The 21,736-nt window shown below is 68.7% G+C and carries 19 protein-coding genes and 1 other RNA gene; 9 read left to right on the top strand and 11 right to left on the bottom strand.

All coding sequences use genetic code 11. The annotated features are described in order from the left end of the window. Nucleotides 1-3 precede the first annotated feature (3 nt). Nucleotides 4-954, top strand: a complete 951-nt coding sequence (locus Q9R22_RS04955) for a diacylglycerol kinase family protein (RefSeq protein WP_131333895.1) — start codon at nucleotides 4-6, stop codon at nucleotides 952-954. Here the strand turns inward: Q9R22_RS04955 and Q9R22_RS04950 are convergent. The 4 genes from Q9R22_RS04950 to Q9R22_RS04935 all read right to left on the bottom strand — a co-directional run bounded on the left by Q9R22_RS04950 (nucleotide 876) and on the right by Q9R22_RS04935 (nucleotide 5,256). After that, the gene (locus tag Q9R22_RS04950; protein ID WP_131332662.1) at nucleotides 876-1,871 is read right to left on the bottom strand and encodes a metal ABC transporter permease; all 996 of its coding nucleotides are present in this window, start codon (nucleotides 1,869-1,871) and stop codon (nucleotides 876-878) included. The genes Q9R22_RS04955 and Q9R22_RS04950 overlap by 79 nt on opposite strands. Beyond that, nucleotides 1,868-2,719, bottom strand: a complete 852-nt coding sequence (locus Q9R22_RS04945; RefSeq protein ID WP_131332661.1) for a metal ABC transporter ATP-binding protein — start codon at nucleotides 2,717-2,719, stop codon at nucleotides 1,868-1,870. The genes Q9R22_RS04950 and Q9R22_RS04945 overlap by 4 nt, the downstream gene beginning before the upstream one ends. A 4-nt stretch (nucleotides 2,720-2,723) precedes the next feature. Then, the gene (locus Q9R22_RS04940; RefSeq protein ID WP_131332660.1) at nucleotides 2,724-3,683 is read right to left on the bottom strand and encodes a metal ABC transporter solute-binding protein, Zn/Mn family; all 960 of its coding nucleotides are present in this window, start codon (nucleotides 3,681-3,683) and stop codon (nucleotides 2,724-2,726) included. A 115-nt stretch (nucleotides 3,684-3,798) separates the two neighbouring features. Next, a complete protein-coding gene (locus tag Q9R22_RS04935) occupies nucleotides 3,799-5,256 on the bottom strand; it encodes a GuaB1 family IMP dehydrogenase-related protein (RefSeq protein WP_131332659.1) in 1,458 nt (485 codons plus the stop codon). 223 nt (nucleotides 5,257-5,479) lie between these two features. On the opposite strand from Q9R22_RS04935, the gene Q9R22_RS04930 reads away from it, so the two are divergent. The 3 genes from Q9R22_RS04930 to Q9R22_RS13305 all read left to right on the top strand — a co-directional run bounded on the left by Q9R22_RS04930 (nucleotide 5,480) and on the right by Q9R22_RS13305 (nucleotide 10,438). Further along, nucleotides 5,480-9,430, top strand: a complete 3,951-nt coding sequence (locus Q9R22_RS04930; protein WP_131332658.1) for a multifunctional oxoglutarate decarboxylase/oxoglutarate dehydrogenase thiamine pyrophosphate-binding subunit/dihydrolipoyllysine-residue succinyltransferase subunit — start codon at nucleotides 5,480-5,482, stop codon at nucleotides 9,428-9,430. A 131-nt stretch (nucleotides 9,431-9,561) separates the two neighbouring features. Beyond that, nucleotides 9,562-10,161 carry a GDSL-type esterase/lipase family protein gene (locus Q9R22_RS04925; RefSeq protein WP_098054024.1) on the top strand — a complete coding sequence of 200 codons (600 nt, stop codon included), beginning with the start codon at nucleotides 9,562-9,564 and terminating at the stop codon, nucleotides 10,159-10,161. Between the two features lie 202 nt (nucleotides 10,162-10,363). After that, nucleotides 10,364-10,438: a 50S ribosomal protein bL37 gene (locus tag Q9R22_RS13305; RefSeq protein WP_098054049.1), complete on the top strand. Its 75-nt coding sequence runs from the start codon at nucleotides 10,364-10,366 to the stop codon at nucleotides 10,436-10,438. Nucleotides 10,439-10,615: 177 nt separating this feature from the next. Here Q9R22_RS13305 and rsrA read toward each other — a convergent pair whose 3' ends face one another. Together rsrA and Q9R22_RS04915 are read right to left on the bottom strand one after the other, a co-directional pair. Continuing rightward, the gene (gene rsrA / locus Q9R22_RS04920; protein ID WP_131332657.1) at nucleotides 10,616-10,882 is read right to left on the bottom strand and encodes a mycothiol system anti-sigma-R factor; all 267 of its coding nucleotides are present in this window, start codon (nucleotides 10,880-10,882) and stop codon (nucleotides 10,616-10,618) included. 3 nt (nucleotides 10,883-10,885) lie between these two features. After that, nucleotides 10,886-11,566, bottom strand: coding sequence for a sigma-70 family RNA polymerase sigma factor (locus Q9R22_RS04915; RefSeq protein ID WP_131332656.1), 681 nt, complete (start codon nucleotides 11,564-11,566; stop codon nucleotides 10,886-10,888). Between the two features lie 210 nt (nucleotides 11,567-11,776). Between Q9R22_RS04915 and Q9R22_RS04910 the strand changes: the two genes are divergently transcribed. Genes Q9R22_RS04910 through hisN form a run of 4 tightly spaced genes read left to right on the top strand, consistent with a single transcriptional unit; the run spans nucleotide 11,777 to nucleotide 15,602 of the window. Continuing rightward, complete coding sequence (locus Q9R22_RS04910) at nucleotides 11,777-12,313, top strand: DoxX family protein (protein WP_064845833.1); 537 nt, start codon at nucleotides 11,777-11,779, stop codon at nucleotides 12,311-12,313. A gap of 17 nt (nucleotides 12,314-12,330) precedes the next feature. Next, on the top strand, nucleotides 12,331-13,671 hold the full coding sequence (aroA, locus tag Q9R22_RS04905) for a 3-phosphoshikimate 1-carboxyvinyltransferase (protein ID WP_131332655.1): 1,341 nt from the start codon (nucleotides 12,331-12,333) through the stop codon (nucleotides 13,669-13,671). 4 nt (nucleotides 13,672-13,675) lie between these two features. Next, the gene (gene rsgA, locus Q9R22_RS04900; RefSeq protein WP_311254109.1) at nucleotides 13,676-14,791 is read left to right on the top strand and encodes a ribosome small subunit-dependent GTPase A; all 1,116 of its coding nucleotides are present in this window, start codon (nucleotides 13,676-13,678) and stop codon (nucleotides 14,789-14,791) included. A gap of 4 nt (nucleotides 14,792-14,795) precedes the next feature. After that, the gene (gene hisN / locus Q9R22_RS04895) at nucleotides 14,796-15,602 is read left to right on the top strand and encodes a histidinol-phosphatase (RefSeq protein WP_131332653.1); all 807 of its coding nucleotides are present in this window, start codon (nucleotides 14,796-14,798) and stop codon (nucleotides 15,600-15,602) included. 73 nt (nucleotides 15,603-15,675) lie between these two features. On the opposite strand, the gene Q9R22_RS04890 is transcribed toward hisN, so the two are convergent. The 3 genes from Q9R22_RS04890 to ssrA all read right to left on the bottom strand — a co-directional run bounded on the left by Q9R22_RS04890 (nucleotide 15,676) and on the right by ssrA (nucleotide 17,922). After that, on the bottom strand, nucleotides 15,676-16,512 hold the full coding sequence (locus Q9R22_RS04890) for a DUF4190 domain-containing protein (protein ID WP_131332652.1): 837 nt from the start codon (nucleotides 16,510-16,512) through the stop codon (nucleotides 15,676-15,678). Nucleotides 16,513-16,842: 330 nt separating this feature from the next. Then, complete coding sequence (locus tag Q9R22_RS04885; RefSeq protein ID WP_131332651.1) at nucleotides 16,843-17,355, bottom strand: DUF3237 family protein; 513 nt, start codon at nucleotides 17,353-17,355, stop codon at nucleotides 16,843-16,845. 199 nt (nucleotides 17,356-17,554) lie between these two features. After that, nucleotides 17,555-17,922, bottom strand: a transfer-messenger RNA (tmRNA) gene (gene ssrA / locus Q9R22_RS04880). 274 nt (nucleotides 17,923-18,196) lie between these two features. Here ssrA and Q9R22_RS04875 point away from each other — a divergent pair. Next, nucleotides 18,197-19,939: an ABC-F family ATP-binding cassette domain-containing protein gene (locus Q9R22_RS04875; protein ID WP_131332650.1), complete on the top strand. Its 1,743-nt coding sequence runs from the start codon at nucleotides 18,197-18,199 to the stop codon at nucleotides 19,937-19,939. Between the two features lie 10 nt (nucleotides 19,940-19,949). Here the strand turns inward: Q9R22_RS04875 and smpB are convergent, their stop codons facing one another. Then, complete coding sequence (smpB, locus tag Q9R22_RS04870) at nucleotides 19,950-20,438, bottom strand: SsrA-binding protein SmpB (RefSeq protein WP_055085472.1); 489 nt, start codon at nucleotides 20,436-20,438, stop codon at nucleotides 19,950-19,952. Nucleotides 20,439-20,548: 110 nt separating this feature from the next. Then, a complete protein-coding gene (prfB, locus tag Q9R22_RS04865; RefSeq protein WP_131332649.1) occupies nucleotides 20,549-21,667 on the bottom strand; it encodes a peptide chain release factor 2 in 1,119 nt (372 codons plus the stop codon). Between the last annotated feature and the right edge of the window lie 69 nt (nucleotides 21,668-21,736).

Below are 21,736 nucleotides of genomic sequence, written 5' to 3'. Positions count from 1 at the left end.
CGGATGTCACGCCGCGAGATCCTGCTCGTCCACAACGGCGCCTCCCTCGTGGGCCGGAACGCGTGCGAGCGCGCCGTGGGCATCCTGCGGGCCGGCGGCTACGACCCCCGACCGCTCAGCGCGGCCACCGCCCAGGTCCTCTCCCGCGATCTCACCGCGACCCTGCGCGACGCGTCCACCCGGATCGCCGCGGTCGTCGCGGTCGGCGGAGACGGCATGGTCCACCTGGTCCTGCAGTCACTGAACCGGTTGCGCGAGCAGGGCGTCGAGTTCCCGTTCGGGCTGATCCCGGCCGGTTCCGGCAACGATCTGGCCCGGTTCCACGGTGTACCCGTGGGGGACGTCGAACGCGCGGCGGGCCGGGTGCTGCGCGGACTCGAGTCCCCCGAACGCAGCATGGACCTCGTGCACGTCACGTGCGCGGACGGCAGCCACCACGTGTGCGCGACCGCGGTGTGCCTCGGCCTCGACGCCCGCGTGAACGCGCGCGCCAACCGCTGGTCCAGCGTCACGCACTCGGTCAAGTACGTCGCCGCGCTCGCCGTGGAGGCCGTCTCCATGCGCGCGCGGCGTTACGACCTGAGCTGGACCGGCCCGGACGGCGCGTGCCACGTGAGTGACCGCACGCTGACCTTCCTGGCGCTGACCAACACCTCGTCGATCGGGGGCGGGCTGACCATCGTTCCCCGCGCGGATCCCACGGACGGCTCGGGTGAGCTGTTCATGGTCTCCGACGTGGGCGCGCTGCGGCTCGCGTGGCTATTCCCCCGCTTGTTCCTGGGCACGCACGAATCCCTGCGGGAGGTCACCGTGGTGCCCGCCACGGCCGCGACCGTCGCAGCCCACGGTATCCCTTCCGAACCGCGGGACGCGGCCTACGGCGACGGCGAACGGTTGGGTCCGCTGCCCGCCTCGCTCAAGGTGCTCCCCGCCGCGGTGCGCGTCCTGCTCTGAACCGCGCGACCGGCGCCGAGCGGCATCGTCGACCGCGGTGTCGAACGGCGATACGACGACGAGCGCTCACGCACCGCGCGCACGCACCGCGAGACGAGCCACACGACGAACGAGATGGTCGTGACGTACGGGCTGATCGGGACGTTGCCGCCCAGCGCCAGGAGGATCCCGCCCACCATGGCGAGCTCGGCGAAGACCACGGAGAGCACCACCGTGCGCGCGGGACTCGAGGTGAGGTTCATGGCCGCCGCGGCCGGGGTGATCAGAAGCGCGAGCACGAGCAGCGCGCCCACGATCTGCACGGACATCGCGACCGAGATCCCCAGCACGACCATGAACACGATCGCCAACGAGCGCATCGGCAGCCCCTTGGCCCGGGCCACGAGCGGGTCCGTGCTCGCGAACGTCAGCGGCCGCCACATCACAAGCATCGTGGCGAGCACCACCACGGACAGCACGATCATCGACGTCAACTGCAGGGAGGACACGGAGACGATCTGGCCCGTGAGCAGGGAGAACTTGTTGGAGGATCTGCCCTCGTAGAGGGACAGGAAGAGGATCCCGAGCCCCAGGCCGAAGGGCATGAGCACGCCCACGAACGAGTTGCCCTCCCGCGCGCGCAGGCCCATGAACCCCATGATGAGCGCGGCGAGCACGGACCCCCCGAGGGACCCGGTGACCACATCGGAGCCGACCAACAGGGCCGCGGCGGCACCGGCGAAGGACAGCTCCGCGATCCCGTGCACCGAGAACGCGAGATCGCGCATCATCACGAACGTGCCCACGAGCCCGCCCACCAAGCCAAGCACCGCGCCCGCCCACACGGAGTTGCGCAGCAGGGACAGCAGTTCGCCGTAGTTGTCGAAGACGAACACGGAACCGAACAATGAGTTCCAGTCGATCGCGGCCAGGCTCACAGGATCAGCTCCTCCGGGGAATCGGTGTGGTGGGAGCTGTCCGGGCGCCCGGCCACGAGGATGCGACCGTTGCTGTGCAGCACCTCGACGCGGGTCCCGTACAGCTCGGAGAGCACGTCCGAACGCAGCACCTGCTCCGGCGTGCCGATCCGGAACGAGCCGTTGGCCAGGTAGAGGATCCGGTCCACGTGCTCGATGATCGGGTTCACGTCATGGGTCACGAAGACCACGGCGCACCCGCTGCGTTCACGTTGTTCGTGCACGAGTTCGCTCACCACGTGCTGGTGATGCAGGTCCAGGGACAGCAGGGCCTCGTCGCACAGCACGAGCGTGGGGTCCGCAGCGAGCGCCTGGGCCACGCGCAGGCGCTGTTGCTCGCCCCCGGACAGGACGCCCACGGGGGCGTCCGCGTAGTCGGTGGCACCCACGCGTTCGAGCAACTCGTCCACGGTGCGGTGCACGCGGCGCGGATGCAGTCGGATCCCCCAGCGGTGCCCGTCCACGCCCTGCGCCACGAGGTCCCGGGCCCGCAGCGGCGTGCGCGCCGGGAAGCCGCGCTGTTGGGGCACGTACCCCACGCGGGCGGAGGCGGCCCGCGGACGGGTCCCGTTGACGCGTACGGTCCCGCTCGTGAGCGGGAGCAGTCCCAGCAGCACGCGCAGGAAGCTCGTCTTGCCGGTCCCGTTGGAGCCCAGGACCGCGAGGTACTCCCCCGGGGCGACGATCAGGTCCAGACCGGACCACAGGGTGCGGTCCCCGAAGGCCAGGCGCGCGTCCCTGAGCCGGACGACGGCGTCGTCGGCCCCGGAACGGGCGGCCACCTCGGGTGCGGATTGGGGTGCGTTCATGTCCCTACTTCTGGAGCGCGTGGGCCACGCGGTCCGCGTTCTGCGTCATCCACTGCTGGTAGTTCAGCCCGTCCGGGATGGTCTCGGTGAACTCCACCACGGGCTTGCCGGCGTCCCCGGCGTCCGAGCGCAACCGGTCGGTCTGCCCCGTGGAGGTCTGCTTGTTGAGGGCGAGCAGTTTCACGTCGCTGCCCTTGACGAGCCCGAGGGTGTCGTTGAGCACCGCGGGTGCGGCGTCGGAGCCGGCGTCGATGGCCTCGGTGAACGCCTGCGGGGTCTCGTCGTGCAGGCCGGCGTCTTGCAGGAGGTACCCGGGCAGAGGCTCGGTCGCGATGTATCCGCCCGAGGCCTTGATCCCCTCGACCTTCTGTTCGACCGTGCCGAGCTCGTTCTTCACGCGTGCGGCGTTGTCCCGGTAGTACTCGGCGTTCTGCTGGTCCACCTGGCCGAGCTGCTCGGCCATGCGGTCCACGACCATCTGCATGCTCTCGACGTCGTACCACACGTGCTCGTTGAAGTCGCCGTGGTGGTGGTGCCCGGAGCCGTGGTCGTGGTCGTCGTGCGCGTCCTCTTCTCGCTGCAGACCGGAGGCCTCCACGGCGTCCACCACGTGCTGGCCGCCGGAGGCCAGATCGGTCATGAACTGGTCGTACCCACCCCCGTTGCACACCACGACGTCCGCCTTCTCCACCTTCAGCCGGTCCTGGGGGGTGGCCTCGTAGGAGTGGGGGTCCTGGGCGCTCGAGTCGATCACGGGGGTCGCGGAGACCTTGTCGCCACCCACCTGGGACGCGAGGTCCGAGTAGACGTTCGTGGAGGTGACCACGGCGATCTTCCCCGCACCGGGCGAACCTTGCGCGTCCGACGCGGTCCCGCTCGAACACCCGGCGAGCGCGAGACCCACCACCACGCCCGCGCCCAACACGCTCGTCCTACCCCTGCGCACGCTGCGCCCTGCGGTCATCGTCCATCTCCCTCGTCCGACCCCCGTCTCCCGCCAATGAGAATCAATGTCATGTAGCCGTGCGTGAGCATATCATGAACCATTCTCAATAAGGGGCGTGGTGAGAACGGGCCGCTCAGGCCCAGGACTCCGAGCGGGGGCGGCCCTCGTCGTACCCGGACTGGGACTGGATGCCCACCACGGCGCGCGCCGCGAACTGCTCGAGCGTGGCCGCACCGGCGTACGTCATGGAGCTGCGCACCCCGGAGGTGATGTGGTCCAGCAGGTCCTCCACGCCGGGGCGCTGGGGGTCCAGGTACATGGTGGAGTTGGAGATGCCCTCCTCGAACAGGGCCTTGCGGGCCCGCGCGAAGCGGTCCTCCCCGGCAGTGCGGTGGCGCACGGCGCGCGCCGAGGCCATCCCGAAGGACTCCTTGTAGGCGCGCCCGTTGGCGTCAATATTGATCTCACCGGGGCTCTCGTGCGTGCCCGCGAACCAGGATCCGACCATCACCTGGCTCGCGCCGGCCGCGAGCGCGAGGGCGACGTCGCGCGGGTGCTTGACCCCGCCGTCGGCCCACACGTGCTTGCCGAGATCGGCCGCGGCCTCCGCGCACTCGACCACGGCGGAGAACTGGGGGCGACCCACGGCGGTCATCATGCGCGTGGTGCACATGGCCCCGGGGCCCACGCCCACCTTGATGATGTCGGCACCCGCGCCCGCGAGGTCCCGCACGCCGTCCGCGGTGACCACGTTGCCGGCCACGATCGGCACCCGGGGGTGCAGGGCCCGCACGGTGGACACGGCCTCCAACGCTTTGATCTGGTGACCGTGGGCGGTGTCCACCACGAGGACGTCCACCCCGGCCTCGAGCAGTTGCTCGGCCTTGCCGGAGACGTCCCCGTTGATTCCGACCGCGGCACCCACGCGCAACCGGCCGTCGTCGTCCAGGGCGGGTGCGTAGATCGTGGAACGCACCAGGCCCTGGTGGGTCAGGATGCCCACGACCTCGCGTCCGCGCAGCACCGGGGCCACGTTGACGCGCGCGGCGGACATCGTCTCGTAGGCGGCGCGCAACACCTCCGGGTCGGAGTCCACGGGGAAGTCGCTGTCCTGGAACTCGGGGCCCTCCGAATGCGCCAGGTCCCCCAGTTGGGTGAAGCGGTCCACGTCCCGGCAGTCGGAGTCCAGGACCATGCCGGCGTAGTGCTCGTCCGCGTCCACGACGATGACCACGCCGTGGGGGCGTTTGTGCATGATCCCCAGGGCGTCGTGCACGGTGTTGCTGCGGTGCATCACCACGGGGGTCTCGTAGCGCGGCGAGCGCTGCTTGACCCACGAGGTCACCTCCGCGATCACGTCCAGCGGGATGTCCTGGGGCAGGATGCCCAGACCGCCGCGCCGGGCCATGGTCTCGACCATGCGCCGCCCGGTCACCGCGGTCATGTTCGCGGCCACGAGCGGGATGGTGGAACCGGTGCCGTCCGCGGGGGCCAGATCGACGTCGAACCGGGAGGTCACCCGGGACATCGAGGGCACCAGGAAGACGTCATTGTAGGTCAGGTCCGTGGTGGGTGTCGTCAGGAATCGCACAAAAGGAGAGTCTACGTGCTCCGCCGCGGGCCGGCGGGCGGGCCGGCGGGTAGGTGGCAACCGTCCAGATGCCTCACTAGACTGAAAAACCGGTACGGCTTTGCGTGCGCGAAGCCAGTTCGCAAGTCCCGCGGCCGGTAAGCTCCGTGGGAGCCACACGAGGGCCGCAAGGACCAGCTCGCCGCCCGGGACACCCAGCACAGATGGAAGAGGCGTATCACTAGTGCCAGACCAGCCGCGTCACCTTATCCCTGAAGAATTTGCCGGCAACGAATGGCTCGTGGACGAGCTGTTCGACAAGTACCAGGCGGACAAGAACTCGGTGGACAAGAAGTGGTGGCCCATCTTCGAACAGATGGTCGGCGACGACCAGTCCGATACCCAGACGTCCGACACCAAGACCTCAGCAGCCGCCCCGTCCCAGGGGGCGGCTGCGCGGACGTCCGGGGGTGATCGTCCCGCTGGACGGCGCGACGACGCCGCCGCCAAGACGTCCGCGGACAAGGCCTCCTCCGGGACGTTCGGCGAGAACAAGCCCGCCTCCGGGACGGCGTCAACCTCGTCCAAGACCGAGCAGAACACCTCCGGTGCCGGCGCGGAGGCGCCCAGGAAGGCGCAGCGGGCCAAGTCCCCGGCGCCGTCGACCACCGGTTCCAAGGCGAAGGGACGACCCGAAGGCGTGGACACCGAGACCGAGACCAGCGAGGGCTCCGGAACCAAGCGCCCCATCCGGGCGCAGCCGGAGGACCGTGCGAAGGACAAGGGCCAGGACAAACCCGCCGAGGACACCGTGGTCAAGCTGCGCGGTCCCGCCAAGGCCGTGGCCGCCAACATGGACGCCTCCCTGACCGTGCCCACCGCCACCACGGTGCGCGCGGTGCCCGCCAAGCTGCTGATCGACAACCGCCTGGTGATCAACTCGCACCTGGCCCGTAACCGCGGTGGCAAGGTGTCCTTCACCCACCTCGTGGGCTACGCCGTGATCCGCGCGCTCGCCAACTTCCCGTCCCAGAACGTGATCTACGACGAGGTGGACGGCAAGCCCGCCGCGGTGCATCCCGCGCACGTGAACTTCGGGATCGCGATCGACATCCCCAACAAGGACGGTTCCCGCAACCTGGTGGTGCCCAACATCAAGGGTGCGGAAGAGATGTCCTTCCAGCAGTTCTGGACCTCGTACGAGGACATCGTCAAGCGCGGGCGCAATGGCGCGCTAACCATGGAGGACTACGCGGGCACCACGGTGTCCCTGACGAACCCCGGTGGCATCGGCACCGTGCACTCGGTGCCGCGACTGTCCAAGGGCCAGGCGTGCATCATCGGCGTGGGTGCGCTGGACTACCCCGCCGAGTACAAGGGTGCCTCCCCCCGCACGATCGCACGCAACGCGGTCTCCAAGGTCATCACCCTGACGTCTACGTACGACCACCGCGTGATCCAGGGCGCCGGTTCGGGTGAGTTCCTTAAGCTCGTGGAGCACTACCTGCTGGGCGGCGATGACTTCTACGACCACATCTTCGAGGCCCTGCGCATCCCCTACGAGCCCGTCCGCTGGGCCGTGGACAACCAGGTCAACCCCGAGATCCAGATCAACAAGGTCGCCCGGATCCAGCAGCTGATCCACTCCTACCGCGTGCGCGGTCACCTCATGGCGGACACCAACCCGCTCGAGTACGTGATGCGCAAGCACCCGGACCTGGACATCCGCACCTACGGGCTCACCCTGTGGGACCTGGAGCGCGAGTGGCCCACCGGCGGTTTCGGCGGCCAGAGCCTGCTCACGCTGCGCGTGATCCTGGGTCGGCTGCGGGATGCCTACTGCCGCACCGTGGGCGTGGAGTACATGCACATCCAGGAGCCCGAGCAGCGCGAATGGTTCCAGTCCAAGCTCGAGCGTGACTACCAGAAGCCCGCGCGCGAGGAGCAGTTCCACATCCTCGAGCGGCTCAACGCCGCCGAGGCTTTCGAGACCTTCCTGCAGACCAAGTACGTGGGTCAGAAGCGCTTCTCGCTGGAGGGCGGCGAGTCGCTGATCCCGCTGCTGGACGCGATCATCTCCGAGGCCGCGGATGCTTCCCTCGCGGGTGTGGGCATCGCGATGGCCCACCGCGGCCGCCTCAACGTGCTGACCAACATCGCCGGGAAGTCCTACGCCCAGGTGTTCCGCGAGTTCGAGGGCAGCCAGGACCCGCGCGCCGCCGAGGGCTCGGGTGACGTGAAGTACCACCTGGGCACCGAGGGCGTGTTCACCTCCGACAACGGCAACGCGACCCAGGTGTACCTGGCCGCGAACCCCTCCCACCTGGAGGCCGCGGACCCGGTGATCGAGGGCATCGCCCGCGCCAAGACGGACGTGCTGGGCGCCGGGCCGGAGGGTAACGGTGAGTACCCCGTGCTGCCCATCCAGGTCCACGGTGACGCCGCGATGGCCGGACAGGGCATCGTCTACGAGGTCATGCAGATGTCCGGGCTCGAGGCCTACAACGTGGGTGGCACCATCCACGTGGTGGTCAACAACCAGGTGGGCTTCACCACCGCGCCCTCTGCGGGCCGCACGTCCACGTACTCCACGGACGTCGCGCGTACCGTGCAGGCCCCGATCTTCCACGTCAACGCGGACGATCCCGAGGCCGTGGCCCGTGTGGCGCAGCTCGCGTTCGAGTACCGCCAGCGGTTCCAGCGCGACGTCGTGATCGACCTGGTGTGCTACCGCCGCCGCGGGCACAACGAGGGCGACGACCCCTCGATGACCCAGCCGCTGATGTACTCCCTGATCGACGGCAAGCGCTCCACGCGCAAGGTCTACACCGAGAACCTCGTGGGCCGCGGGGACATCACGCAGGAAGAAGCGGACCGCGCTCTGAAGGACTACCAGGAGCGTCTGGAGCGGGTCTTCGCCGAGACCCATGAGGCCCAGACCTCCACGGTCCCGCTCGTGACCGGGGACGCCGCCGCGATCGCCAACATCGAGCGGCCGTCCGCGCAGCAGGCCGATTCCGGGGTGTCCGTGCCCAAGACCACGGCCATCTCCGAGGAAGCGGCTCACCGCATCGGTGACGCCCACGTGGACCTGCCCGAGGGCTTCACGATGCACCGCAAGCTGCACAAGCTCGCGGAGAAGCGCCGCGAGATGACGCGCGAGGGCGGGATCGACTGGGGCATGGGCGAGCTCATGGCCTTCGGTTCGCTGCTCATGGACGGTGTCCCGGTGCGGATGTCCGGTCAGGACGTGCGCCGCGGTACGTTCACGCAGCGCCACGCGGTGTTCTTCGACGCCGAGAACGGTGCCGAATGGACCCCGCTGAACCACCTCTCCGCGGACCAGGCACGGTTCTCGATCTACAACTCCTTGCTCTCCGAGTACGGCGTGCTGGGCTTCGAGTACGGCTACTCCGTCGAACGCCCCGAGGCGCTCACGGTGTGGGAGGCGCAGTTCGGTGACTTCACCAACGGTGCGCAGACCATCGTGGACGAGTTCATCTCCTCCGCGGAACAGAAGTGGGGTCAGCGCTCCAACCTGGTGATGCTGTTGCCGCACGGCTTCGAGGGCCAGGGACCCGACCACTCCTCCGCGCGCATCGAGCGCTTCCTGGTGCTGTGCGCGGAGAAGAACATGATCGTGGCCCAGCCCTCCACCCCGGCCAACCACTTCCACCTGCTGCGCCGCCAGGCGTACTCGCGCCCGCGCCGGCCGCTGATCGTGGCCACGCCCAAGCAGCTGCTGCGCCTGAAGGCCGCGGCGTCCCCGGTGGAGGAGTTCACGCAGGGCGGCTTCCAGACGGTCATCCCGGACACCGCCGGGCTCGACGACGCCAAGGTCACCGACGTCATCCTGGTCTCCGGTCGGTTGTACTACGACCTCGTGACCCAGCGGAAGAAGTCGGACGACCACTCCACCGCGATCGTGCGCGTGGAGCAGCTCTACCCGCTGCCCGTGGACGAGATCAAGGAACAGCTGGCGCGCTACCCGGAGGCCCGGATCCTGTGGGCTCAGGACGAACCCGCCAACCAGGGTGCGTGGCCGTTCATGGCCGTGAACCTCGTGCCGCAGCTGGACCGCCCGGTCACGCTCGCGTCCCGCCCCGCCTCGGCCTCCCCCGCCAACGGCTCGGCCAAGCGCCACACGGCGGAGCTGGAGACCCTGGTGCAGCAGGCGTTCGCCCGCGGCGAGTGAGTGCCGCCCGGCGCACGGGACCGCGAGCTGCGCGGCGTCGTACGCCCCCGCCCGATCACCGGGCATGATCCGCCCGGGGGGCCGTCGCGAGACGGCCCCCCGGGTCCCAGCTAGCGAAGGATGTAAGAAGAGTGGACCAACGCAGGATCCGCATTGTGGCCGTGGGAGACGAATTGTTGGCCGGCGTGGACGACCCCCGCGCGCTCGGCTGGTTCGGACGAGTCATGGCGCGCACCCCCCGAGACGTGGTTCCCGTGGACGCCTACAATCTCGCCGCGCCTGGTCAGGGCAGTGAGACCCTCAACGACCACTGGTTCGCGGAAGCTTCCCGCCGCTTCGATTCCGCGTGCGACAACCGTCTGGTGATCGCGCCGTCCGCCCTGGACATCGACCTGGGGATCACCTCCGCCCGGTCCCGGCTGAACATGGCCAACATCGTGGACCAGGCCACCCAGAACAACACCAAGGTACTCGTCGTGGGTCCCCCGCCCACCCTGGACCCGCAGCGCAACCGCAAGATCGCGGACCTCTCCGCGGCCTACGGGGACGTGACCACGCGGCGCAACCACGTGTACGTGGACACGTTCAACCCCCTGCAGCACCATGAGCAGTGGCGCAAGGACCTCGCCGCCAACCACGGCAACCCCGGTCAGGCCGGCTACGGGCTCATCGCGTGGCTTGTGCTGCACCGCGGGTGGTACGACTGGCTGCAGCTGCCCGAGCCGCGCTGAGGCTCTCGCCTCTCGCCGTGGCGACCGCGGCGACCGCCGCAATGCGTGGCGGCGGTTCCGGGTGATACCACCCGCGGCGCTGGCCGCAGGGTCCGGGGGCACCCCTATGGCATGGGCGACACCAAAGCGGTGGCATGAGCACCGCCCGGAATGTGAGATACTGACAGACGATGTCCCAGCCAATCATCGCAGGAGGTACATCATGAGCAAGCGTGGACGTAAGCGCAAGGATCGTCGCAAGAACTCGGCAAACCGCGGCAAGCGGCCCAATTCCTGAGGTTCGGCGAACGCATCCCGAAGCCCCCGTGACCGTCATCGGTCACGGGGGCTTCGCTCTGGCCGAGGGATCCGCGTCACCGGGTACTTCGTTCCCCGGGTCCCTGCGCGGCTGAGCACTCACGCCGCTGGGTGCCGCCGGCGATTCATCCCGCCCGGTACCGGCGCCGCCCGGTCCTCAGGCAGCGGGGTGCTCGTTGCACTGGGCGTCGATGCGCGCGAGGATCGAGCGCTTGAGCTCGTCCGGCGCGGTCTCGCAGCACGAACGCTTCACCACGGAGCGGATCACGCACTCCAGGTTGTACTCGCGCTCGCAGTCGGCGCAGTCCGTGAGGTGCGCGTGGATCTCCTCGAGGTCCTCGGTGGTCAGTGCCCCGTCCAGGTACTCGTAGATCCGCTGGATGCGTTCGTCGGTGCAGCCGTTGTGACACGGTTTCGCGGTCATGCTCTAGCCTCGATCCTTCGCTCGTGCGCCGTCCTTGGTCTTCTTCTGGACCTTGGACGTGTCGAATCCTCGTTCTTGGGCGTAGTCGCCCAGTTTCTCGCGCAGAAGCTTGCGGCCACGGTGCAACCTGGACATCACGGTTCCGATGGGCGTGTCCATGATCTCGGAGATCTCCTTGTACGCGAATCCCTCCACGTCCGAGAAGTACACCGCCAGACGGAACTCCTCGGGCAACTCCTGCAGGGCTCGCTTGACGTCCGAATCCGGCAGGTGGTCCAACGCCTCCGCCTCCGCAGAACGCAGTCCCGTGGAGGTGTGCGACTCCGCGCGGTGCAGCTGCCAATCCTCCACGGTGTCCGTGTTGGCCTGGCGCGGTTCGCGTTGCCGCTTGCGGTACAGGTTGATGTACGTGTTGGTCAGGATCCGGTACAACCAGGCCTTGAGATTGGTCCCCGGCTTGTACTGGTGGAATGCGGAGAACGCCTTGGTGTAGGCCTCCTGCACTAGGTCCTCGGCATCGGACGGGTTGCGGGTCATGCGCAATGCCGCGGCGTAGAGCTGGTCCACGTACTGCATGGCGTCGCGTTCGAAACGCTCACGGCGCTGCTGCGTGGTTTCCGCTCCGGCGGGCACCTCTTCGGGGTGTTCCACCGGATGGGAATCGTGAGTTCGCTGATCGTTCATCACGTCCCAGTCTAAGGTGGGGGCCGTCATCCTCCGCCGTCACCCACTTCCCTGGTCGTTGCCGAGTGTTACGTCACATATGTGGCACTTCTGTACACCGTGGATAACACGCACGCGCCGTGCGAGTATTCCCGGCGGCGGCGCGAACTCGGGCCGATAGGATGGCTACAGTGCGTACCCGGAGATGCCGGGGCCGTAAGGAGGAGAACCATGAGCATTGTTCGTCGTCTCGCCCGCCCGCTGCTCGCCACCGGTTACATCGCCGGGGGCGTCAACGCGTTCCGCAACTCGTCCGCTGCCGCGAAGCAGTTGGACCCGGTCCTCAAGGCCCTCGAGAGCGCCGCCCCGCAGGTGCGCCCCGTGACCGCCAACCGCGCTCAGGTCGCACAGGGCATCGCCGCCGCCCAGGTCGTCGCGGCGTCGCTGCTCGCCGCGAGCAAGCTCCCGCGCCTGTCGTCCACCGTGCTGCTCGGCACCACCGCGCTCAACGGCTACACCCAATACCGCTCCGCGGACGCGAGCACCACCGAGGGCAAGGCCGCCCGCCGGTCGGACCTGCTCAAGAACGTGTCCCTGCTGGGTGCCGTGATGATCGCGGCCGTGGACACTTCGGGCAACCCGTCCCTCGTGTGGCGCGCTAGCCACCTCGCCGACGATGTCCGCAAGAACGCGGTCAAGGTCGGCAAGGACACCAAGAAGAAGCTGGAGCAGGCCGAGAAGGCCGTCCAGGACGCCGTTTCCAACTAGGAGCACCGCGCCACGTGATGCCGAGCAACGGCGAACCGCAAGCCCTGGATGCCGCTCACTGGCGGGCCCCCTTCTCGGAGGGGGCCGCCGTGAGAGGCACGGTGGCCGTCCCCGGTTCCAAGTCCCTGACCAACAGGTATCTGGTCCTCGCGGCCCTCGCGGATGAACCGTCCGTGCTGCGCAAGCCGTTGCACTCGCGTGACAGCAGGCTCATGATCACCGCGCTCGAGCAGTTGGGCGCGGTGATCGAAGCGCTGCCGGACCCGGGGCCGTTCGGTCCGGATCTGCGGATCACCCCCCTGCCCCGCGCGCATACTCTCACCGGGCCCGTGGCCGTGGACTGCGGTCTTGCGGGTACCGTGATGCGCTTCGTCCCGCCCCTGGCGGCGCTATGTTCCGGGGTCGTGGATTTCGACGGCGACGCCGGAGCGCGCGTGCGTCCCATGGGTCCCGTGATCGCGGGGTTGCGCGAGCTCGGCGTGTCCGTCGAGGACGACGGCCGGGGCACGCTGCCGTTGCGCGTCGTCGGCACCGGATCGGTGACCGGGGGCACCGTGACGATCGACGCGAGCGGCTCGTCCCAGTTCGTCTCCGCGCTACTGCTCTCCGCGGTGCGCTTCAACTCCCCGCTCGTACTGCACCACGAGGGCGGCTCCGGTGTGCCCTCACTACCGCACGTGGACATGACCGTGTCCGTGCTGCGCGACGCCGGTGTGGCCGCCGAGCGCATCGGTGACGCCGCGTGGCGGGTCAGCCCGAGCGACGTCGCCGGCCTGGACGTGACCGTGGAACCGGACCTGTCCAACGCCGGACCGTTCCTGGCGGCGGCCGTGGTCACGGGCGGGACCGTGAGCATCCCCGACTGGCCCGCCCACACCACGCAGGGCGGGGATCAGTGGCGGCGGATCCTGCCCCTGTTCGGCGCGGACGTCCGTGTGCAGGGCGGCACGTTCACCGTGACCGGCCCGGACGAGATCGCCGGGGTGGACCTGGATCTCTCAGAAGCCGGCGAGCTCGCGCCCACCGTGGCCGCGATCTGCGCGCTAGCCACCGGCCCCTCCGTGCTGCGCGGTATCGCCCACCTGCGCGGGCACGAGACCGATCGGCTCGCCGCGTTGAGCACCGAGCTCAACGCGCTGGGTGGGAACGTGGAGGAGACCGCGGACGGACTCCTGATCACCCCCGCTGAGCTGCACGCCGGAGTCTTCCACAGCTATCACGACCACCGCATGGCCACCGCGGGAGCCATCCTGGGCCTGCGCGTGCCCGGGATCCGGGTGGAGAACGTCGCCACCACCGCCAAGACGCTTCCCGATTTCCCGGGCATGTGGGACCGCCTCGTGCGGCGGGGTTCCTGACGCAGTGGCCCGCAGGACCTGGGACGAGTCCGACGTCCGGATCCGCGCGAACAAGCGCGGCTCCCGCCCTCGCACCAAGCGGCGACCCACGCACGAGGACGCCGTGATCGTACGTGTGGTGGCCGTGGACCGCGGCCGGTACACGTGCGTGGTGGGAGAGGACGAGGAACAACCGCGCACGGTGACGTGCGTGCGCGCCAAGGAGCTGCGGCGCCGGCCCATCGTGCCCGGGGATCTCGTGGGCGTCGTGGGTGACGTCACCGGTGCCCCGGACACCCTGGCACGCATCGTGCGGATCGAACCGCGCACCACCGTGCTGCGTCGCAGTGCCGATGACACCGATCCCGTGGAACGCGTGATCGTGGCGAACGCGGACCGGCTCGTGCTCGTGCTCGCGGCGGCCTCTCCCACCCCCCGCACGGGATTCGTGGACCGCGGGTTGGTGGCGGCATGGGACGCGGGAATCACCCCCGTGGTGTGCATGACCAAGTCCGATCTGGCCGATCCCACGGAGTTCCTGGACTACCTCCACGACCTGGACGTGATCACCCTCAGCACGCAGCGCGCGACCGACCGCGGCGAACGACCCGAGGCCGGCATCCACGAGCAGTCCCTGGCCGTGTCCCCCGATTCCCTCGAGCGGTTGCGGTCGTTGCTGGACGGTCATGTGAGCGTGTTCCTGGGGCCCTCCGGCGTGGGCAAGTCCACGCTGGTCAACGCCCTCACGGGAGCGCAGCGGGCCACCGGCGGCGTCAACGACGTCACGGGCCGTGGCCGGCACACGTCGTCCTCCGCGCGCGCCCTCACGGTGCCCGGAACCCGCCCCGGGACCTGGGTCGTGGACACCCCCGGGATCCGTTCCCTGGGTCTGGCCCACGTGCCCGAGGAGGAACTGCTCAACGCGTTCACCGACCTGGTCCCCGCCACCGCAGACTGTCCTCGCGGGTGCCTGCACACGGAGGATTCCCCCGGGTGCGCGCTGGACGCGTGGGTGCACCGCCCGGGGGCCTCCCCGGCGGCCCCGCAGCGGCTCGAATCGCTGCGCAGGTTGCTCGCGGCGTCGCGCGGGCAGACACAGCGGGGGGACAGCGAGAAGCAGCTCGGACAAGCGATAACGTAGACGCATGCGTGCACCCAGCAGTTACACGGACGACCTCCGCCTGGCCCACATCCTCGCGGATTCCGTGGACGGACTGACCATGAAACGGTTCAAGTCCCAGGACCTCACCGTGGAGACCAAACCCGATCTCACACCCGTGACGGACGCGGACCGCGAGGCCGAACAAGTGATCCGCGCGCAACTGGGGCGCGTACGCAACCGGGACGCCGTGATCGGTGAGGAGTTCGGGACCACGGGTTCGGGCGGCCGCCAGTGGGTCATCGACCCGATCGACGGCACCAAGAACTACGTGCGCGGCGTACCCGTGTGGGCCACGCTGATCGGTTTGATCGAGGACGGTGAGGTGGTGTTGGGCGTGGTGTCCGCGCCGGCGCTCAACCGCCGTTGGTGGGCCGCCGCCGGGTCGGGGGCCTTCACGGGGCGCTCACTCTCGCAGGCCACGCGCTTGTCGGTCTCCTCAGTCAACCAGCTCTCGGACGCATCGCTGTCCTACTCGTCCCTGAGCGGATGGCGGGATCTGGGTGTGCGCCAGCAGTTCATCGAGCTCACCGATTCCGTGTGGCGCACGCGGGCCTACGGGGACTTCTGGTCCTACTGTATGGTCGCCGAGGGCGCGGTGGACCTCGCGTGCGAACCCGAACTCAACCTCTACGACATGGCCGCGCTCGTGCCCATCGTCACCGAGGCCGGCGGGCGTTTCACGTCCCTGGCCGGGCAGGACGGTCCCTTCGGGGACAACGCCCTGGCCAGCAACGGTCTCCTGCACCACGCCGCTCTGGACGTCCTCGGTACCGGCGCCCCCCAGGACTGAACGAGCCCGGTGTCACGTGCGTGACACCGGGCTCGTCCGTCTCATCCGAGGGGCGGGATCACCCGCGGGGACCTCAGGAGTTCAAGGAATCGTTGAGGGCGTTCTGCACGCACTCCTGGTACGCGGCGTCGTTTCCGGCCACCGCGAGGTCCATGCAGTCGGCGGCCTGACCGAAGACCCAGGCGAACAGCACGGCCATCAGGATGCCTCCCAGCAGCGCGAGTGCGGAGAGTACGATGCCCACGACCGCGAGTGCCGGGGAACCACGGCGCGACTTACGGATCTTGACCACGCCGATGATGCCGAGGATCAGGCCCACGAGGCCCAGTACACCGCCCAGACCGGCGAGCCAGAACGTGAGGATGCCCAGGATACCGAGCACCAGTGAGGCGATGCCCAGCCCGCGGCCCGGCACCGGAGCGTAGGGGTTGCCGTAGCCGTCCTGGTTGTCGTAACCACCCTGGTTGTACTCGTTCTGGTAGTGCGTGGGGTAGCGACCCTGGGTGTCCTGGCCCTGGACGCCGTAACCCTGCTGGGGGTAGCCGCCGGCGCCGTAGCCCTGGTTGCCGTAGCCATGATTACCGTAAGCCTGGCCTCCGTAGGACTGCTGACCGGACTGGCCGTACTGGTCGTCACCACCGTACTGGGTGGAGGCACCGTACTGGTTGGACGAGCCGTACTGATCGGACGTGCCGGACTGTCCGGCGGTGCCGTAGCCGCCGGCCTGGGAGGCGTTGTTCCCGTAACCCTGGCCGCCCTGTTGAGCGGACGGATCGCTGTACTGGCCGTACTCGGGCTGCTGCGTCCCGCCCGCACTCTGAACCCGGTCGTCGGAGTACTGACCGTACTGCGGCTGGTCCCGGTGGGAGGCCGAGGACGAACCCGCCTGATCGTTGGACCGCTCACTCATGGAAGCGCCTACCTCTCGGTTTCGATGATGGGTTTCCGGCTCAAGTCTTCCACATCGCGCCGGGAACACCGGGGGACGCCCCAGCCCACCCCGCTCGGGCACACCCCTTCCGGCCGCCTTGAACCACTGTGCTGCACCACGCACATGTACCGGCCGGTACACGGTTTTATCGCAGCACAGATGTTCCCGGGGCGCGGGCGTGGGTCCTGGTCCTCGTTCCATGTGCGGACTGCACAGGCCCGGGCCCACCGCTGCAAGGTGCGGAAGGTCCCTGCCGGGGACCTCCGCCCCCAGGTAAGGTCGGCCCACCTCACCGCACTTCTCCACGCCTCACTGCACCGCAAAGATCTCCAGGCGGACACGGTCCGGGTCCCGCTCCCCCGATCCCACGAAGACGGTGCGGTTGAGCCACCCCCACGGACCGTCCTCGTCCGCGGTGAGCACGGGCGCGCATCGGAAGTACACCCGCTGTGGGTCCACCGGGATCCCCTGGGCGATGGCCCGGGAGTCCTCCGCGCTGGCCACCCGCATCGCACGGTTGCCCACGTAGACCGGGTGACCCTCGGCGAGTTCCAGGACGTACTTGGCCTCGAGCCAGGAGACCTCGGTACCAACCACTTGGTAATCGGCTCCCACGGGCAGCACCCGTCCCGAGCCGTGAGGACCGGTCACTGAGCCGCCGGTGATCGGTGCGACCCTGCGTGTCCCGGCGGCGGTCCGGCCCACGGTCAGGGGTGCGGCCACTTCCACCCGCACGGTGAACGCGTGCCGAAGGACTGGGGACTGTGGGGTCCGTCCTGCCTCCACCCTAGGCCCGAGGACTCCCGCCGGTCGGGGACGCATGCGGACATGGACCTCGGGTCCGCCGGGCTCCCGTGCTCGTCCTTCCGAACGCGGACCCCTGGACACAAATATGTCCCGATAACGCACTCGGAGCCCTCGGCCGCGTGCTTTTTCGGGACTCAGATGTTCCCGGGCTCAGGCAAACAAGAAGACCCTGAACCAATGGTTCAGGGTCTTCTCACGTCCTGGGACAGGACGACAGTGGAGATGGGGGGAATTGAACCCCCGTCCGATGCAGCATTGTCAGGGCTTCTCCGGGTGCAGTGTGCTTACAGGTTTCTCAGTTCCGGTCATCTCGCACACGAGTGACCGCCGAACTCAGTTACGTAAGAGTCCCACGAACGCCCGTAACCTGCGTCCGCAGCAGTGACCTTCTAGCTGATGGCAGGATCCAGGTCGAAGGTGAACCTGGGCTGCCAGACTGCTGTCGCTACTTACGCAGCGAGAGCGAAGTCAGTGCGCTTGGATTTGGCACTTATTGTTTTACAGAGAGCGTTTACGAGATAACTCTGCGTCCTCGACCCGCTTCCCCTGTCTCAACTCACATCGTCGAAACCGATCATCCCCGTATTCATTTTTCAATGAGCTTCCACGTGCCGACGGATCTCAGTGACTCGCCCGCGCGTGGACACATCAGACTACGCCCGCCCTAGCCACACCGTCAAATCGGCAGGGATTGCGGACCGGGCTCCTCGGACTGCGCCGGCTCCACCCGTGCTGCCCTGCCCTGGCCCTCCCCCGCGGGATGCCCTAGGGTGTAACGCATGTTCCGATGAGCCATTCGACCTCCCCGCGCCCGTGGCCGCTGCCCGGCGGGGATCCCGGCTATCCGAGGACACCCATGGCTCATCCCCCGCATTCTCCCGCCACCCCTAATACGGCCGCGCACATCCGCGTGTCCGGCATCTCCGCCTCCTACGGCTCCCACCGGGTGCTCACGGACATCAGCTTCTCCGTGACCGCGGGTGATCCCACGGGTCTGATCGGAGAGAACGGTTCCGGCAAGAGCACCCTGCTGCGCATCGTGGCGGGCCTGCGCGCGCCCGACGCCGGTGAGGTCCGCGCCGTCGGCCTCGGCGATCCGCTGCGCGTGGGCCTGCTGTACCAAGAACCCCCCTTCGCGCCGCACGACACCGTGGCCCAGGCCGTGGAGTCGGCGGTGCGGACCGTGCGGGACGCAGCATCCGCCGTCGACCGCACAGCTGACGCTCTCGCCCGCGCCCCGGAGGACGAGGGTGCCGCCACCGCGTACGCCGCCGCCCTGGACACTGCCGAACGGATCGGCGCGTGGGACGTGGACACCCGCATCGACGTCACCCTGGACGGGCTCGGCCTGGGAGGCGTGGATCGTGACCGGTCCACGGGTGCCCTGTCCGGCGGACAGCGCTCACGGCTGTCCTTGGCCTGGCTGCTGCTCTCCACCCCGGACGTGTTGCTGCTCGACGAACCCACGAACCACCTGGACGACGCCGCCACGGACTTCCTGCGCGCGACCCTGCGGTCGTGGCACGGACCGGTACTACTGGCGAGCCATGACCGCGCATTCCTGGACACCGCCGTGACCTCGCTCGTGGACCTGGACCCCGCACCCCGACCGCATGCCGTCACCTCGGACCTCGTGGGTGACGGCACCGGGACGGGCATCGGCGTGACCCGCTTCGGCGGCACCTATTCCCAGTACGTGCTCGCCCGCATGGATACCCGCGAGCGCTGGGAACGCACGTACCGGGACGAACAGGCGCAACTGAAGAAGCTCCGCGCGGCCGTGCGGGAGCAGCAGACCGTGGGCCACAGCGGCCGGTCCCCCAAGACGGAGGGTCGTGCGGCGAAGAAGTTCTACGCGGACCGCAACGCCACGGTGGTCTCCCGACGGGTCAACGGCGCGCGGGCCCGCCTGGCCACCGTCGAAGACGAGCAGATCCGCAAGCCACCCCGGGAGCTGTACTTCCAGGGACTCACCGCGGGTTTGTCCGGATCGGAGGCCGCACTGCACCGCACGGGTCCGGTACTGACCGCCTCCGCGGCCGAGGTCGCGGGACGGATGGCACCCGTGTCCCTGACCGTGAGCGCGGGTGAGTCGTGGCTCATCACGGGTTCCAATGGCGTGGGCAAATCCACCCTGCTGAGCCTGTTCGCCCGGAGACTGGAACCCACGCGCGGTTCCGTGCACGCCGCACCCGGCGTACGCGTGGGGTTACTGGATCAGGACGCCACACTGCCCGGCGCCGACCCGGAGCACACGGCGGCCCATATCTACCATGAGCTCGTGGGAGAGGATCGCGCGGAGACCGTTCCTCTCGGGACGTTCGGCCTGCTGGCCGGGCGGGACGAGAACCGGCGGGTCGGTGAGCTCAGCGTGGGTCAGCGGCGTCGGCTCGCCCTGGCGGTGCTGCTCGCGGACCCGCCGCACGTGTTGTTGCTGGACGAGCCCACCAACCACTTCTCACTCGTGCTCGCCACGCAGCTCGAGGCGGCGGTGCCCGACTACCCGGGGACCGTGCTCGTGGCCTCCCACGACCGCTGGTTGCGCAGGAACTGGACCGGCCGGGACCTCGCACTGGAGGTACCGGCCGGGACGCCGTGAGTCGAAGGGCTCAGCCGCGCATGTTGCGGTAGCGCATGGCGCGCTGGGCCTCGCGGTTGTCCTGCTTCTCGCGCAGGGTCTGGCGCTTGTCATACTCGCGCTTACCGCGCGCCACCGCGATCTCCACCTTCACGCGCTTGCCGTGCACGAAGTACAGGGACAGCGGAATGATGGTGTAACCGGCTTCGCGCGTCTTGCCCGCGATCTTATCCAGCTCGGAGCGGTGCAACAGCAGCTTGCGCCGCCGCCGCGCGGAATGGTTGGTCCACGAGCCCTGCAGGTACTCCGGGATGTGGGCGTGTTCGAGCCACAGCTCGCCGCGGTTGTCGAACTGGCAGAACGCGTCCACCAGGGACGCCCGCCCCATGCGCAACGACTTCACCTCCGTGCCCATGAGCGCCAGACCGGCCTCATAGGTGTCGTAGATGTTGTAGTCGTGGCGCGCCTTCTTGTTGTTGGCCACGATCTGGCGGCCGTCATCAGCGTTCTTCTTGGCCATCGGCCTGTTCTTCCTTCACCGGGTCCCGCCGGGGACGACGCCGCTGTCCCGGCCCGGGGTGCGCGGGGCACCTGCCGGGCGGGGCGGCGTCGTCGTGCGGCGTGGAGCCCTTAGTCCTCGTCGTGCTGGCGGGCGTCCGCGCGCCAGCGAATGCCTTCGTCGATGAACGAGTCGATCCCGCCGTCGAACACGGAACTGGGATTGCCCTCTTCGTAGTTGGTGCGCAGATCCTTGACCATCTGGTAGGGGTTGAGCACGTACGAGCGCATCTGGTCACCCCAGGATGCCTTCACGTCCCCCGCCATCTCCTTCTTCTTGGCGTCCGCTTCCTGCTGGCGCAACAGCAGCAAGCGGGACTGCAGCACGCGCAGCGCGGCCGCGCGGTTCTGGATCTGCGACTTCTCGTTCTGCATGGACACCACGATGCCCGTGGGGATGTGGGTCATGCGCACCGCGGAGTCGGTCGTGTTCACGGACTGACCACCGGGACCCGAGGAGCGGAACACGTCCACCTTCAACTCGGACTCCGCGATCTCGATCGTGTCGTCGGACTCGATGAGCGGGATGACCTCCACCGCGGCGAAGGACGTCTGGCGCCGCCCCTGGTTGTCGAACGGAGAGATCCGCACGAGCCGGTGCGTACCCGCCTCCACGGACAGGGTCCCGAACGCGTAGGGCGCCTTGACCTCGAACGTGGCCGACTTCAGACCCGCCTCTTCCGCGTAGGAGGTGTCCAGGACCTTGGTGGGGTACCCGTGGCGCTCCGCCCAGCGCAGGTACATGCGCATGAGGATCTCCGCGAAGTCCGCGGCGTCCACACCACCGGCGCCCGAGCGGATGGTGACCACGGCCTCGCGTTCGTCGTACTCGCCGGCCAGCAGGGTCTGGATCTCCATTTCGGACAGCGCCTTGCGGATGGACTCGAGTTCCTCCGCGGCGGCGTCCCGGGTGTCCTGGTCGTCCTCCTCCTCCGCGAGTTCCACCATGACCTCGAGGTCATCGATGCGCCCGGAGATCTTCCTGAGCCGGTCCAGCTTGCTCTGCTGGTGCGATAGCTGCGAGGTGACCTTCTGGGCCTCGTCCGGGTTGTCCCACAGGTCCGGGGCCGCGGCCTGCTCGGACAGGACGACGATCTGCTTCTTCATGGACTCGACGTCGCTGACCGCCGCCACGGAGTCGTAGGTGGCTCGGAGGGCACGGATTTCTGCAGCGTAGTCAATGGAGGCCATGACACATCACTTTACGTCATGGCCCCCGGGTCCGTGAGTCGGTAGGATTCCCTGCGACCCCACTGCCGA

Origin of the sequence: Kocuria sp. PD6, assembly GCF_031844145.1 — a bacterium.
Taxonomy (GTDB): domain Bacteria; phylum Actinomycetota; class Actinomycetes; order Actinomycetales; family Micrococcaceae; genus Kocuria; species Kocuria marina.
The sequence above is the reverse complement of the archived record's forward strand: the minus strand, read 5'-3'. Positions and strand labels throughout refer to the sequence as shown.